Source organism: Psychrobacter sp. 2Y5, from assembly GCF_051847375.1.
GTDB lineage: Bacteria > Pseudomonadota > Gammaproteobacteria > Pseudomonadales > Moraxellaceae > Psychrobacter.
The window spans coordinates 1-15815 of record NZ_JBPYDA010000017.1 but is presented as its reverse complement, the minus strand read 5'-3'; the positions used below and the strand labels follow the sequence as shown (position 1 = coordinate 15815).

The 15815-nt window shown below is 40.9% G+C and carries 15 protein-coding genes; 11 read left to right on the top strand and 4 right to left on the bottom strand.

Going from position 1 to position 15815, the window contains the following annotated elements:
• The first annotated feature begins 79 nt into the window (after window positions 1-79).
• The gene (locus ACS8E3_RS12465) at window positions 80-328 is read left to right on the top strand and encodes a recombinase family protein (protein WP_228706492.1); all 249 of its coding nucleotides are present in this window, start codon (window positions 80-82) and stop codon (window positions 326-328) included.
• 446 nt (window positions 329-774) lie between these two features.
• Here the strand turns inward: ACS8E3_RS12465 and ACS8E3_RS12460 are convergent, their stop codons facing one another.
• Window positions 775-2358, bottom strand: a complete 1584-nt coding sequence (locus ACS8E3_RS12460) for a Fic family protein (protein ID WP_082787299.1) — start codon at window positions 2356-2358, stop codon at window positions 775-777.
• Window positions 2359-2664: 306 nt separating this feature from the next.
• Window positions 2665-3258: a recombinase family protein gene (locus ACS8E3_RS12455; protein WP_011959997.1), complete on the bottom strand. Its 594-nt coding sequence runs from the start codon at window positions 3256-3258 to the stop codon at window positions 2665-2667.
• Between the two features lie 398 nt (window positions 3259-3656).
• Between ACS8E3_RS12455 and ACS8E3_RS12450 the strand changes: the two genes are divergently transcribed.
• The 4 genes from ACS8E3_RS12450 (at window position 3657) to ACS8E3_RS12435 (ending at window position 8188) form a co-directional block, all read left to right on the top strand.
• On the top strand, window positions 3657-4322 hold the full coding sequence (locus tag ACS8E3_RS12450) for a ribbon-helix-helix domain-containing protein (protein WP_025643765.1): 666 nt from the start codon (window positions 3657-3659) through the stop codon (window positions 4320-4322).
• Between the two features lie 22 nt (window positions 4323-4344).
• Window positions 4345-6111 (top strand): hypothetical protein, encoded by a 1767-nt coding sequence (locus ACS8E3_RS12445; RefSeq protein ID WP_037058559.1) that lies wholly within the window; start codon window positions 4345-4347, stop codon window positions 6109-6111.
• Window positions 6112-6448: 337 nt separating this feature from the next.
• Entirely contained in the window at window positions 6449-7084 is a 636-nt protein-coding gene (locus ACS8E3_RS12440; RefSeq protein ID WP_025643763.1) for a hypothetical protein, read from the top strand.
• Window positions 7085-7102: 18 nt separating this feature from the next.
• The gene (locus tag ACS8E3_RS12435; protein WP_025643762.1) at window positions 7103-8188 is read left to right on the top strand and encodes an ImmA/IrrE family metallo-endopeptidase; all 1086 of its coding nucleotides are present in this window, start codon (window positions 7103-7105) and stop codon (window positions 8186-8188) included.
• A 73-nt stretch (window positions 8189-8261) separates the two neighbouring features.
• On the opposite strand, the gene ACS8E3_RS12430 is transcribed toward ACS8E3_RS12435, so the two are convergent.
• Together ACS8E3_RS12430 and ACS8E3_RS12425 are read right to left on the bottom strand one after the other, a co-directional pair.
• A complete protein-coding gene (locus tag ACS8E3_RS12430) occupies window positions 8262-8531 on the bottom strand; it encodes a hypothetical protein (protein WP_025643761.1) in 270 nt (89 codons plus the stop codon).
• A 129-nt stretch (window positions 8532-8660) separates the two neighbouring features.
• The gene (locus tag ACS8E3_RS12425; RefSeq protein WP_025643759.1) at window positions 8661-8873 is read right to left on the bottom strand and encodes a helix-turn-helix domain-containing protein; all 213 of its coding nucleotides are present in this window, start codon (window positions 8871-8873) and stop codon (window positions 8661-8663) included.
• Between the two features lie 236 nt (window positions 8874-9109).
• Here ACS8E3_RS12425 and parA point away from each other — a divergent pair, with 236 nt between their 5' ends.
• From parA to ACS8E3_RS12395, 6 genes are all read left to right on the top strand, one after another.
• Window positions 9110-9757 carry a ParA family partition ATPase gene (parA, locus tag ACS8E3_RS12420; protein ID WP_025643757.1) on the top strand — a complete coding sequence of 216 codons (648 nt, stop codon included), beginning with the start codon at window positions 9110-9112 and terminating at the stop codon, window positions 9755-9757.
• Window positions 9754-9957: a hypothetical protein gene (locus ACS8E3_RS12415; RefSeq protein ID WP_025643755.1), complete on the top strand. Its 204-nt coding sequence runs from the start codon at window positions 9754-9756 to the stop codon at window positions 9955-9957. Before parA ends, ACS8E3_RS12415 begins: the two co-directional genes overlap by 4 nt.
• A 150-nt stretch (window positions 9958-10107) precedes the next feature.
• Complete coding sequence (locus tag ACS8E3_RS12410; RefSeq protein WP_075103739.1) at window positions 10108-11691, top strand: type I restriction-modification system subunit M; 1584 nt, start codon at window positions 10108-10110, stop codon at window positions 11689-11691.
• Window positions 11688-12677 carry a Fic family protein gene (gene rhuM, locus ACS8E3_RS12405; protein ID WP_025643751.1) on the top strand — a complete coding sequence of 330 codons (990 nt, stop codon included), beginning with the start codon at window positions 11688-11690 and terminating at the stop codon, window positions 12675-12677. Before ACS8E3_RS12410 ends, rhuM begins: the two co-directional genes overlap by 4 nt.
• Complete coding sequence (locus ACS8E3_RS12400; protein ID WP_075103738.1) at window positions 12677-13867, top strand: restriction endonuclease subunit S; 1191 nt, start codon at window positions 12677-12679, stop codon at window positions 13865-13867. Before rhuM ends, ACS8E3_RS12400 begins: the two co-directional genes overlap by 1 nt.
• Window positions 13868-13875: 8 nt before the next feature.
• The coding region (locus tag ACS8E3_RS12395) for a type I restriction endonuclease subunit R (protein WP_439244611.1) at window positions 13876-15815 on the top strand (1940 nt) is incomplete at its 3' end.

Here is a 15815-nt window from a genome sequence, read left to right as displayed (position 1 = left end):
TTGAAAACGAGTCAGACGCAACTTTAATACGTCCACAGTTAATGTAACTGATAAATGATGCCCATGAAGGCGATATAATTTGGTTGAGCAGATTGACCGCTTAGCACGTTTAAACCAAGCTGATTGGGATACTCTCAAAAGAATGCTATTAGAAAAGAAGCTGGCGGTAGTATCAGAAGAGCTACCGACCTCTTATATAACGCCTCAATCTGATAGCAGCATTGAATTTATGAGCAGCGTATTACAGGCCATCAATTCGATGATGCTTTATATGCTCGCTGCTATTGCTAGAAAGGACTATGAAGATCGACGTAACCGTCAGATGTAAGGTATTTCTCGTACTAAGGTAGAAAGTAAATATTCAGGACGTAGGAAAGATACCGAGAAGCGTAAGATTATCGCTAGCCTTCTGAAATCTGGGCGTAGTTATTCTGAAATACAAGCTACAGCTAAGTGCTCGCGTCATTTGATAGCTGTATAGCTAAATAAATACTCAAATACTCAAATACTCAAATACTCAAATACTCAAATACTCAAATACTCAAATACTCAAAATTATTTTGAGGATCTGTAATAACCTTGTCAAATAAAAATTGTCTGTTATCAAAGTTCCTCTAATATATTCTGTTTAAGTAAGAAAAATATTGATTACGTTTCAGGTGACAGTATTTTAGCCGAATCTTTTATAAACGAATCATTATCGTAACGATGACACAAATACTAGCTTGAGCTTGATTATTAAGGCAGACTTTCCTGCGTATAGCAGAGTTTGTTCTAACTATTCAAACCATTTGCTTCATCTTTAAATGTCTCTACAACCACAGAGAAAATATCGTCCCAAACCTCATCATTTGCCAAAAACGGATAATCTTTCAATAGCTTATTACTTTTAGCACCCTTATTCTGCAGCATGCTACGAATGATTCTATCGGCATAGCTGTTGGGCATCTCAATAATCTCTTTTATCGCCAGTCGTGCATGGTCATGTTGTCTTAGGTACTGTGACTCGTTATGCATCTCTTTTTCAATAACATGCGCAATCAGTCCTGATAAGTACTGAACATGAGGCGTCAGGTCCATAAAGCGCCATGCCGGTTGAATAAGGTGACTGTCTTCAAAATTTAAGTTTGAGCGAATACCATCAGGGTAAGTAATCGCTTGTTTATCAAAGCTGTAATGATCACGGATTTGCTCCATAAGTGGCACGGATACACGGTCTAAAATTTTATCATAGGCATGACGGTCTGAGGGATGCTCAGCGATGGCTTGCGATATAGGTAAGATAATCGGCTCATGAATGATCTGGTCGCGTCTGAGTACATCGTTAATTAGGAAGCGATGTACTCGGCCATTGCCATCCGCTAGCGGATGAATATACACAAAAGCAAAGGAAGCAACCGCACTACGTATCAGTGCCGATTGTCCCTCGGTCTTTTCCATAAATGCCTGTAACCCTTTGAGCTTTTCAGCAATGTCATCAGCAGGTGGCGCAATATAGTGCACAATCTCTTTAAAGCCATTGACCTGAGTATGCGACACAAAAACTGGAGATTGACGGACGCCATACTGCTGGATGACCGTTTTGCTACCAAGTATCTCTTGTTGCAACTCTGCTAGCGACTCAGGATCAAGCGGAATATCGCCCTTGCCGGTACGCCGTGCCATCACATCGGCGAAACGTTCAATACGTTTTAACTCTTTCCCTTCACCTTCTATAGTAAAACTGGCTTTACTCTCTCGTAATGTCATCCATACGGAGGCACGCATCAGTAAGTCTTGCCCAAATTCATCGTTCAGCTTGTCAACCATTGTGGCAATATCGAGTGCAGCGGCTTGCGTAAACAACTCTGTTTTCACCAATTGAGGACAGAAATGACGGGTTCCTGCAAGATTGTCATTGATACGCCAACGAGCATTCTTTATGACATGCGCAGGGCTTGAAGTAACCTGCTTCTTAGCATCTAGAGCATCCACATAGTTACCGCCTAAATTACTCGGTACTGCTAACTGCTGACCCATGAGCCACTCATACAAGAAAGCCATTCTACGGGCATAGCTGCCTGTCGGCTCAGCGTTTACCCATGCTTGTACGTCATCAGCACCTACCTGCTCAAATAGACGAACCAGTAACTCTAAATTCAGTACTTCATGACGCATGTGAAACTGTAAGTGCGCAATGATAGTGTCCAGTGGACGCGCGGTTTCCTGATAAGCGTTATGAATGACGTCACCGTCTTTATAGGTTTGTCTGCGCCCACCGATACTACTGCTGACATATAAAGGGGACACCAGCTCGATGCTGGCATAACGGATAAGCCATGCTGCGCCAATAGGGTCTGAAGTAGGGGTATTCATCATGAGGGGCTCAAGCGATTATAGATAAGCCATTTTGCAGAAAAGCGATTATGAATGCAATATAATGATTATAATGAAGCCTCATTGCATTAAATCGATTTTTATATGACGCTGTGATGTCTTTAGATAAAGATCGAAGGGCGTTTTAAGTGGGCATAATTGAACGAAATTGAATGATGAAAATACACCGTTCTTAACACAGCTACGTAGTAATAGAGTACCTATTTCTGCAAATAAAGCCTTCTTGCCTCGCGTGTAAAGCCTTATATATCAGCTGTTTATGAACAAAAATAAAATAAAATACCTCAGCTATGAGCCTGGCTTTAACACCCGGTAAACAGTAGCTACGCCAACACCAACTGCCTTAGCGATTTCCTCTTTTGTCATATTGCCTTGACTGTCTAATTCTCTAATACGATTGTGTTTCGTTGTATTAGGCTTCTTACCGGAGGGCTTATAGCCACTGTTAGCCAATCCCTGCTTGATACGCTCTCTACGCTTGTCGTTATCAAGCTTTGCCATCGTTGCTAATAAGTCGATCAGCATATGGTTAATCACTGTTAGGATCTCACCTGTCATGCCATTATTAACTGTATGCGTCGTTGGTAGATCAGCCACCACCAATCGCAAGCCTTTGTCTTTGATACGCTGCTTTAGAATTGCAAAATCATCTTGAGATAATCGGCTTAATCTATCCACGCTTTCAACCAGTAGAATATCGCCTTGCTCAGCGTCCTTTAGCAGCTTGGCTAATAATGGTCTATCGAGCTTTGTACCACTGAAATGCTCGACGTACTCAACATGGTTATCATCATAACTTGTACTGAAAGCCACCAAATCAGCCAATGCTCTGGTAGCGTCTTGATCCTTAGTGCTGGCTCTCACATAAATACGAACAGTCATAACCCACCTCTATTATTTAGACTTAATAATTAGTGCTCATTGATAATAACAAGATATTACTATCATTTAATAATATAAAAAAGTCTAATGATAGATAGATTATCATTTAAAGGTTTTATGTTTTGGGTATAGGCTAATGATAGGAAAAAAGCACAGCAGCCAGTCTTATAATTCAAAAGTCTGTTATAGATGGTTCCATGCTAACAGTCTGCTTTAAGTAGTCTGTTAATATGTTTGAAGGGTGAGATAGCTGGTTCCGCTAAGGTATAGACTTTATTAACTAACCCAATCAAAAAGAAGTCAAGGTATAAAAATACATAATGTAGTTTTATACCTTGACTTCTTTTTGAAGTAAATGTACTGTAGTTCTCTACTAATTCGATTTACTGGAGACTACCATGAGCATTAGAGAAGCCTTAGAAAAAGTGATATTTGACCAAACAGATGAAAGTACTGTCACTCCTTTATCTATCAGATTACCCAACCATTTGAACAATCAATTGGAAGAATTGACGCTTACTTTAGACAAATCAAAAAGCTATCTATTATTAGAGTTTGTTAAAGCTGGAATTGAAGAAACGAACAACATATTAGAAGAAAGAGCAAAAAACCCTGAAATTGCGAAGCAAAGAGATACTAGTAACATTCTTAGCACTAAGCCTTTCATGCTCAATACCAACTACAATAATGACAAATCTGCGCACGTTAAAATGCTTGAAAACAACGAAGCTGCTGCCTTCTACTCAGGATGGAAAGAGTATATTTGCAACTTGCAAGAAGGGGATAAGGTATATCTTTATCAAAGTGGCGTTGGGTTTGTCGCGTCTGGCACAGTAACAGGGGATTTGATAAAGAGTGAGTATGGTGGCAAACCAGATGCTAAATATTCCAAGGAACTAAAAGACTTTAAATTTGGCTTCAAAGCAATTTCTGCAAAAGAGTTCAAATCATTAACCGATGGTGGCGCTAATTTCAGAATGACTATGGTTCAATTAAGCTCGAAACAAAGACATGCGCTTGATGATGAAATTAATAAAAGAATGAATGCAATTAATTCAAAATAGCCTTAATAGCGGAGTGCTAGATATGAAAAATAGTGATTGGATTCTTCAAGTAAAAGAAACTCGTAGAACTTTTGGCAGCTCAACTTGGGTTCCATTAAGAGAGTTGTCTAATAAAGAACAAGGTGATGTTAAAAACGTTGGCTATGACAGCGAATTTTTTGGGTGCGGATCTGTTGCATTCCCACCAGAACAAAAGGAAAGAGCTGATGGATTTGACTGGAATCAAGTTGGCATTAGCCATACCACTAGACCATATGCTTATGAAAACGGCTATTATTCTCCAATCGAACAATATGAATATAATGACAAAGAACCCATAGGTGTGAATCTTGTCTTTGAATACAATCAGCCTGTAACTGGAATAAGAGAGTGGATACTAAGTCCTGATTTAGTCATTGCTCTTGGTTTAATAAAAGATGGAAATAACTGGGTTAGACCTGCAGAAAATTTCATTGTTGTTGCTCGTGAAACTATTAACGAGAATGGTGATCATACTTTAATTGAAATTAAGCAAGAGTTTCTTATTGATTATTTAGCAGCAAGAAATCTATCTCTTCGCCTTTCGTACTACCGCCAAAGAGTAGCTAATGTTATAAGTTTAAAAGACAGCGTATATGCCGATCTGACAGATAAAGAAGAGTCTAGAGATGGTGGAAGATTTGAGCTTTTGATTCGAGACTTAGAAGACGTTTTCGGTGGAAGCTGGGCTGCATTTAGAGTCTGGCGAACTGATATTGATGAAGACGAAGATGCTCCAGTGATGGGGCAAGAAAGTGATGAAAATACTGACTCAGAAAGCTCGCAAGGTAGCCATCAAGGTGTTTATAAAGGAGTTCGAGTAGAAGGAGAGTTTTGGCGAGACGAATGGATTGAGCATCAAAATATAAGCGTACGGGTTCGGGGAGATAAAGATCAGACACTTCCTCAGTTCATTGTTAAAACTGATGGAACGCGAATGACGTCTCATTCTTTGAATAATGAAAATATTGGCAGATGGCTCTGGTTCCGTTCTAACGTAGTTAGCGAACTTCTTAGTTACCAAGGGTTTTCACTGCAATGGTATACGGCAGAAACAGGCGGTATTCACTCTACGTCTGGGTGTAGAATTCACTTTGGAATTAATTCATCTGATTTAATAACTGTTTATGCTTATGATGTTGCCCGTCTTGCGCCATGGGAACAGCATATTTGGGCTGCTCATAACATTGCTCCAGAGGGGAAGGTGTCATCTGAGTTATTAATGTCGCAGGTTGAAGCTAAACCTGCTTCTACGCATGCTGTTGAAGAACTTTTATTTATAAGTATGAAGCTGTTAGAGGATGGTTTTAGAAATGAGTTTAATACTGATTTGTTCTCGCATGAAATAGATGAACCTGAGTTTAAAAAACAAATTTCACGCTTCTCAAGCAAAGACCAAACCTCATTACTAAGATTAGCAAAGGAATTAATTCGTATATTCTCTGATCGTCTCAATGTTAGCAATCTACGCCAACTCTCAACACATAAGAATAAGAAGACACTCGGGTCAAATAAACTATTAGAAGATATTTTGGCACAAAAAGTAGGAGTCGATAGAGCTCGCCAAATCTTTGGTGTAATCGCTGGTGCTTATGATATGCGTCTAGGCGATGCACATCCTACTAGTTCTAAAATTGGAGATGCTCTAAAATTAGCGAAAATTGACGAAGACGAGTCTTTCCTTAAGCAAGGCGAACAATTAATTTGTAATTTTGGAGAATCCATTTGGTGGATAGGAAAATTACTTTTTAGTCAGTCAGAGGTTAAATAAGTACCAGACTGTTCCTATAAGGATAATTATGGCAAATACTAGCAGCTCGATGTCTACTATATAGCGCACCGATCACAGATAGAATATATAGGGCAAGTACACAACGAAGTACACTCAGACTATTTTAGCGAGTTGAAACGTTGCTACCATTAGCCCACAACCAAAGCTTCGAATCCTCACTAGGGTGCCATCCTTATGGCTATAAGAATAACTATGCTAAATACTCAACGCAACTGAACTTAATTCGCTCTATTTATCTTATTGACGCTTAGCTATTTACTTACATGGCATTTCCGATTATTATACATCAAATTGATGATAATATATCGGAAATGCCATGTTCTCTTTACAACCATCGTTTGATGCTATTTCAGACAAATTTATTGATGAAAATTCTGAGGTCGTTAGCGCTCTTGCTGCCATTCACCCCAGTCTTACAACTCAACTAGTTTACGAGGTGATTCTGGCCGCTAATGAAAAAACTCAACATGTTGGAAGCTCTTTTCCAGCTAATGCTCCGTTAGCAATGTGGCAATTTCACATTACAGGTTTTCTTAGAGAAAAACTATGTGCTCTTGGTTGGACTAAAGTTGATGGTAAAGGTGGGGTTGCATATGTAATATCGCCGTGTAAGGAGCATGCAATTCGTGTTTTTGCAGGTAACAAGTATGTAGGTTTACGAGATGGAAACGTAAGCAATAGATCAATTAAGGGAAATACCCTTAAAGATGATATTTATCCGCTATTAAACTCTGATAAAGGAACGACCATTTGGACTTTACTTCATTACCGATTTGGTGAGTTAATGAGATTAGAGCTTTCGCAGCCAAAATCATTTGCAAAAGGTAAGATCAATGACTGGGGTACGCGGATCAAAATCCCTGATGTTAAGTTCAACATTCCTACAACACCGCGTATGAAAGAAAAAGTTGAGGTAGGAGTAGTTCCTGTCAAGCGTAAGAAAAAAGCTTAATCAATTCAAGGCTAATATATGTTTAATCCAAATCGATTACAGTTTGCAATCGATAGGCGAGCTGTGAGCAAAGCTGAATTAGCAGAAAAGCTAAATATTACTCCTAGAACATTAACAAATTATCTAAAAGGAAATACTGAGCCTAATTTAGTTGATATTTCAAGGGTGCTAAGCTTCCCTATCGATTTTTTTAAAGGTAGTGACTTACCAATCATTGATGAACATAGTGTTAGTTTTAGATCTCGTTCTAGAATGACTAAGAAAGTCAAAGCCGAAGCTTTAACTTATGGCATTACTGGCTTTATGCTTAATGATTGGTTTGAAGAGGAGTTTGAACTTGTTCAATCAGAACTTCCTGATTTATCTCATCTATCTCCTGAAGAAGCGGCTAATTCGCTCCGTTACGACTGGGGCCTGGGTGATAAACCTATTGGGAACTTAATTGCTCTATTAGAGTCAAAAGGTATACGTATTTTTTCTATTTTTGTAAAATCGGAATATATTGATGCTTTTAGCGTTTGGTATGATGACACACCTTTTATCTTTCTTAATAACCAAAAAACTATGGAGAGAAGTCGTTTTGATGCATGTCACGAACTAGGTCATTTAGTTAGAGACATATACAGTATGAAAATGTCTGAAAGTTTTAGTAAATCACTTGATGAAGACTTGGATTCAAAAGTAGTCGAAAGATGTGCAGATGAGTTTGCATCTGCGTTCTTGATGCCCGAAGTTGCATTAATGGAATATAGACATGTAAATCCTACCATCAACAATCTTATTGAGCTGAAAAAAGTGTTCGGCGTATCTTTAGTAGCACTGGCATATAGAATGCATAAGCTAGGGTTCATAAGTGAGTGGGTTTATACAAGAGTGCTCTGCCCAGAAATAGCAAAATATAATTATCGTAAGTCAGAGCCTTATCCAATGGATAGAGAGACTTCCCAAGTACTCAATACAATAACTAGTGAGTTAACTTCAGAAGGAATGAGCCTAGACGATATTGCTAAAAAAATTAATCTTAGAAAAGCTGATATAACTCCATTGCTATTTCAACTTGCTGAAAGCACAAAGCCTTTTCATTTATTTCAAGTTTTAAAATAATGTGTAAAAACATGAGTAAAGTTTAGCTACTAGTTTGATCAGCTAAACTTTGCTCGTTCTTTTAATCAAGTATTTATACAGCTTCTTTAGCATTCATTAAATCAATAAACGCCGCCTCAAGCACACCAATCGCCTCATCATCAACGATTAACCCCTCATCTATCTGGCGCTGTACCCATACATGAAGCGCCTCATCATTATAGAAAATCGGATTCACGCCCAATATTTTGGCCAGCTGTGAACCTTGCTGTATTTGTAAGTTTTCAATAAGTTGCTTGGTTAAAACCTTCACATTGTGATCAAACCAAGATGACGTTGTTGGTTGCTGCGCTGACGTATACATAATAACCTCCTGTAGGTTAATTAGATTTTTTAATTAATTAAATGTCCTGCTACAGGTAAAATTATACACGCATTTTGACTCATTGCAAGATAAAATAACCTACTGTAGATTATTTTGTATTTTTAGAAGTTATATTTCTGGATTGTCAACAAGCTCATATAGGTCGCCTACCTCAATTTCAAAATAGCGGCATAGCTTTTCAATCACTTCTAAATCTACTCGAGTGGCTTCTTCATGATACATACGCGTGATTGTGCCTCTGTTGATAGAAGTTTCTCTTGCAACATCTGCAATTTTAAGGCGCTTTTCACCCATTATTGTTGATAAATGACACTTAATCATGATCGTCTCCTATTTCAAATATAGTGCTACTAGCATACAAATTATTCGCTAGACACGCATAGTGCTATTAAGCAGTGCATTTTACTACGTGTCATATCGGTTTAATAGCAAGACCTGTCCAATACTAATAAGCTCAATACTTTCAGTTGTGCTTACTAGCCCTTTGCGATAATATACTTATATGAGTACTTACTCATTTGAGTGTATGAATATATAATCATCATAAGGCCTTTACCATGAAAGTAATCGCAGTACTGAACCAAAAAGGCGGCAGCGGCAAGACCACGATAGCCACGCATTTGGCACGTGGGCTACAACTTCAGGGTCATAGTGTGCTACTCGTTGATAGTGATCAGCAAGGCAGTGCTCGCGATTGGAGAGCTGTTAATGAAGACAATCCTGTTCCTGTTATCGGCCTTGATAGGCCAACGCTTGATAAGGATTTAAAAAATGTTTCTGATAAAGAGTTCGTCGTAATTGATGGCTCACCGCAAGCGACCAATTTGGCACTATCTGCCATAAAAGCCGCTGACTTTGTGTTGATACCCGTACAGCCAAGCCCCTATGATGTATGGGCGACCAGTGATTTGGTTGATTTGGTGCAGCAGCGCATCGAGATGACCGATGGTAAGCTCAAAGCCGCCTTTGTGGTCTCTCGCGCGATCCAAAACACTAACATCGGCAAAGAAGTTGCCGCAGTGCTACAAGATTATAATCTGCCCGTTCTTGATGCCAGAATCGTGCAGCGGGTCAGCTATCCAAATAGCGCTTCAGTTGGCAAAACGGTATTTGAGACAGAATCTGCTAAGAGCAGTGCCGTGACTGAGATCACGCAACTGGTCAACGAGGTTAAAACGTTTTTTGATAAGGAAGTAGAGTTATGAAAGCTGGCCGCCCAAGTAAAGATAAAAAAGACGCGCTTGAGTTGTCTGACGTCACTGATAAGCCTAAAAAGAGCACACGAGTCAATTTCAATCTTGATGAAGATACCTACTTTGAGCTTAAACAATACGTCCTTGATAATCGCACAACCGTCACTAAGCTACTCACTGAGATGATTGAGTCACGGCTGAATGAGCGTTAATGTCCATCCATAGCGTTGATTTTTAATAATTTATTGTAGGTATATATATACACCTATACACCTATACACCTATACACCTATACACCTATACACCTATACACCTATACACCTATACACCTATACACCTAACGATGTTAATTTAGGATAATCATGAGTCAATCACAACAGCTTCAACAGCTAAAAAAGCAGCTTTGGAATATTGCCAACGACCTACGCGGTAAGATGGGTGCAGATGAGTTTCGGGACTACATATTAGGGTTTATTTTTTATAAATACTTATCTGATAAATTCATCCGCTTTGCCAATAATATCTTGGCTGAAGAAGGCGAAGGCTTCGATAACTTTGCAAATTTTGACACCAGTAATCCTGAGCATCTTGAATATATCGAGGAAGTCAAAGAAAACGCCATTGATGAGATTGGCTACGCGCTTGCACCCAATCAGCTGTTTCATCAACTGGCCAAACGCGGCAAACAAGACCAGGCATTCATTCTTGATGATTTGGCTGATACGCTAAAGGCCATCGAGCAGGGCACATTAGGCACAGACTCAGAAGAAGATTTTGCTAACCTATTTGAAGACATAGATCTTACCTCAACCAAGCTTGGCAACAGCCCTGATGACCGCAATGAGCTGATCGTCAAAGTACTAAGCCACCTAGATGCCATTGATTTTGATCTGAGTAACACCGAAAGCGATGTGTTAGGTGATGCTTATGAGTATCTGATCGGTGAGTTTGCCAGTGGCGCAGGCAAAAAAGCGGGAGAGTTTTACACGCCGCAGATGGTATCCACGTTACTTGCCAAAATCGTAACCAGCGGCAAGGACACCATAAGCTCAGTCTATGACCCTACGTGTGGCTCGGGTTCTTTGCTGCTGCGCGTCAAGCGTGAGGCGAATGACGTAGATAGAATCTACGGTCAAGAGATGAACCGCACCACCTATAACCTAGCACGCATGAACATGATTTTGCATGACGTGAACTTTACCAAGTTTGATATCAAGCAAGAAGACACGCTCAAGCGTCCGCAGCACGTCGGAATGCGCTTTGATGCCATTGTGGCCAATCCGCCTTTCTCTGCGAAGTGGTCAGCTGATCCCTTGTTGCTTCAAGATGAGCGCTTCTCAGACTATGGCAAACTTGCGCCCAAGACCAAAGCCGACATGGCCTTTGTCCAGCACATGCTACATCACTTAGATGATAATGGCACAATGGCAGTGGTATTGCCGCATGGCGTCCTGTTTCGCGGTTCCAGCGAGGGCGATATTCGTGAATACATCATCAAAAACCTCAATGCCTTAGACGCAGTGATTGGACTGCCTGCCAATATCTTCTATGGCACCAGTATTCCGACCTCTGTTTTAGTCTTCAAAAAGAACCGTAAGCATGATAAAGACGTCTTCTTTATCGATGCCAGTGACTGCTTTGATAAACAAAAAAATCAAAATATGCTACTACCTGAGCATATCGATACCATCATCAAGACCTATCAAGCCCGTGAAAACGTCGATAAATTTGCCCATGTCGCCTCTTTAAAGGATATTCATGATAATGACTATAATCTCAACATTCCGCGCTATGTAGACACGTTTGAGGCTGAGCCTGAAGTGGATCTCGCAGCCGTTGCCAAAGCGCTGCAAGATTTAGAAAAAAAGAGCCAAGAAACGGACGCTGTCATTAATGGCTTTTGTGAAGAGCTGGGCATTGATTCGCCCTTTAAGGTAGGGTCATGAGCACCGTAGACAGTCAAATCCAGCTATATCAAGTAGACAACCAAGTCAGCCTTGAAGTGAATGTTGAGCAAGACACGGTATGGCTAAGCCAAGCCCAAATGAGTGATCTGTTTGGCCGTGATGTTTCAGTGATTTCACGCCATATCAATAACGCGATTGGTGATGAAGAGGTGGATCCAAAAAGCAATTTGCAAAAAGTGCAAATTGCTTTTTCTGACAAACCCGTAACCTTATATGATTTGGACGTCATTATCAGCGTGGGTTATCGCATCAAATCCAAGCAAGGCGTGATGTTTCGCAAATGGGCGACGCGCATCTTAAAAGAGCATCTCATCCAAGGCTTTAGCATCAATCAACAGCGTTTGCAGCAAAACACCGCTGAGCTTGAGCAAGCCATCGCCTTAATCAAAAAAACGGCTCAATCTGAGCAGCATAGCAAAGACAGCGCGCTGGGGTTGGTCGAGATCATCAGCCGCTACACCCAAACTTTTTTATGGTTGCAGCGCTACGATGAGGGTTTGTTGCATGAGCCTGTGGGGCAACCAGGCGGCGAGGTTTTAGACGCACCAAGTGCCATGCAGGCACTGAATCAGCTCAAATCAAACCTGATGGATAAAAAAGAGGCCACAGACCTATTTGCTAAGCCTCGCGGTGATGGATTGGCTGCCATATTGGGTAATATTCAACAAACGGCGTTTGGTGAGGAAGTTTACCCCAGTATCGAATCCAAGGCGGCGCATCTGTTATATTTTGTCGTCAAAAACCATCCTTTTGCTGATGGTAACAAGCGCAGTGCAGCATTTTTGTTCGTTGATTTTTTATATCGTAACAACCGCTTATTCAATGATGAGGGTACTGCCATCATCAATGATACGGGGCTTGCAGCGCTCACACTGCTGATCGCTGAATCAGACCCCACTCAAAAAGAAGTGCTCATCCGTCTGGTGATGAATCTACTGGTGATACAAGATAAGGATGTAATGTGATGGCAACGCCAAAATTGCGGTTTAAAGAGTTTGATGGGTATTTAGAAAAAAACAACCTGATTAATTTAACTCTATGGGCTTCTGGTGGTACTCCCTCAAAAAAAAACAAAGATTACTGGATGGGTGATATACCACTTATTAGTGGCGCGTCTATGCATACAAGGAAAATATGCGAATCAGAATTTAATATTACTGATTTAGGACTCAAAAAAGGGTCAAAGTTAGCCCCAAAAAACTCAATACTTATTCTAGTTCGTGGGAGCATGCTGTTTAAAAAAATACCGATGGGGATGGCTTTAAAAGACGTAGCCTTCAATCAAGATGTTAAATCTATTATTACTAAAGAAGATTTGAACGAATATTATTTTTTTCAATGGTTGCTATCTCAAGAAAACATTATCCAAAATAAAGTTACATCAACAGGTATTGGGGCAGGTAAGCTAGATACTTCTGAACTACAGAATTTAGAAATCTATTATCCTGCTAAAGAAGAACAAACCAAAATCGCCACATTTCTATCCGCTGTCGATACTAAGATCGACGAGCTGACCCAAAAGCATGAACTGCTTACCGAGTACAAAAAAGGCATGATGCAGCAGCTTTTTAGCCAAAAACTGCGCTTTAAAGCCGACGATGGTAGTGATTTTGAGGATTGGGAAGAAAGTTTGATTGGCAACGTTTTCACGAACAAATCAGAAAGCTTTAATCCTAAAGTAGAAAATAATCTACCTTGCATTGAACTTGAACACTTATCGCAAGGTACAGGGACAATACTAGGCACTACTGACAGTAAAAATCAAAAAAGCACGAAAAACGTATTTGAAAGATCTAATGTTTTGTATGGAAAATTACGTCCATATTTAAATAAATTTGCCCAGCCTGACTTTAAGGGTGTCTGCTCTACTGAGATTTGGGTTCTTACAGGTATAGAGATATCTAATAATTACCTATATCAATATATACAAAGCGAAGGTTTTTCAGAGCTTACGAGTATTCAGTCTGGTTCAAAGATGCCACGCGCTGATTGGAAAACCGTAGCAAGCGCTGTTATGTCATATCCTTGCTGCGAAGAACAAACTAAAATTGCCAACTTCCTAACCGCTATTGACCAAAAAATTGATAACGTTGCCGAGCAAATCGACCACGCCAAAACGTGGAAAAAAGGCTTATTACAGCAGATGTTTGTATAAGGTATAACATGACTGAGCAAAGTGAGTACCAACTCGAAGACAGCCTAATGACGCAAATGCAGGATTTGGGTTATGAGCGCGTTACCATTACCACCGAGGCGGCACTCCTTGCCAACCTAAAGACGCAAATCGTCCGCGCCAATCAGCTGGATCAGCCATTATCTGATGATGAGTGGAAGCAAGTTATCAGTCATCTTGGCAGTGGCAGCGCCTTTGAGCGTGCCAAAAAGCTGCGCGATAAGTTCAACGTCAAATTCGATGATGGCAGCTCACGCCATATTCAGTTTTTTTGGCCAAACGCTGATGACAACATTTGGCAGCTGAGCAATCAGATTATGGTTGACCACAGCAGCCAAAACGGGCGCACCAGTCGCTTTGACGTCACCATCTTGGTTAACGGCTTGCCCCTAGTGCAAATCGAGCTTAAGCGCCGTGGCGGCATCGAGATTGCCGAGGCATTCCATCAGACCATGCGTTACTCAAAAGCCGCCTACAAGGCAGGACATGGCTTATTTGAGTTCGTTCAGCTGTTCGTCATCAGTAATGGCGCAAACACGCGCTACTATGCCAAAGGCACTCAGCACTTTAATTTTACCTTTCCCTGGGCGGACAGCGACAACAAACCGATCAATGAAATCGTTGATTTTGCTGAGGTGTTTTTAACCCCTACGCATTTAACCGAGATGATCGCTCAGTTTGTCGTGCTCTATGAGTACTCCAAGACCATGATGGTGCTCAGACCCTATCAAGTCCATGCCACCAAGCGCTTAATTGAGCGCGCCACCGCCTCAGACAAAAACGGTTATATTTGGCATACCACAGGATCAGGCAAAACGCTGACCTCATTTAAAGCCAGTCAAATCATCATGGGGCTACCCGATGTCGAAAAGGTGGTGTTTGTTGTCGATAGAAATGATTTGGACACCCAAACCGCCAATGAGTTCAACGCCTTTAAAGACGGCAGCGTAGACAGTACCACCAACACCAAAAACTTAGTCAAGCAGCTCGGCGAGACCCACGACAAGCTGATCGTCACCACCATTCAAAAGCTCAACCGCGCTATCAAATCAGAGCGCCATCAAGAAAAAATCCGCTACTTACAAGACAAAAAAGTCGTCTTTATCTTTGATGAATGTCACCGCAGCCAATTTGGTGAAACGCACCGAAACATCAAACGCTTTTTTCAACAATCGCAGATGTTCGGTTTTACAGGCACACCCATATTGATTGACAACGCTCACAACAAAGCTGGGCTTAAGCTCACTACCGCCTACCTATTTGATGAGTGCTTGCACCGCTACACCATCGTGGATGCCATTCGTGACAGAAACGTGCTGCCCTTTCAGATTGACTATGTGGGTAAATTCACCAAAAACGACAGTGCTGCCGATGAAAAAGTCACCGCCATTGACACTCAAGAGGTCTATAACGACCCTAAACGCATTGATGATATCGCTCGCTATATCATCGAAAAGCATGACACCAAGACCAAACGCCGCGAGTTTAACGCCATATTTTGCGTCAGCTCCGTTGATATACTCACGCAGTACTACGACGCTTTTGAGCGTATTCAAGCGCAAAAGCAAGCCGATGACCCTACATTCAAGCCACTCACCATTGCTACGATATTTTCTTATGCGGCCAACGAAGCGACCGATGCCAGTTTCGAAGACAATGGGCTCATTGCAGAGTCCAGCTTTGAAACCCCTGCCCAAATTGATGAGAGCAGCCGCGACAAGTTAGATCGCTACATTGGCCAATACAATCATACATTCGCTACAAACTTTGATTCAGGCAAGAACTACTATCCTTACTATCGTGATATCGCCACCAAAGTAAAACAGCGCAAGATCGATATTCTGATCGTCGTGAACATGTTTCTGACAGGATTCGACGCCAAAACCTTAAATACGCTATACGTGGATAAGAACCTAAAGTACCATGGTCT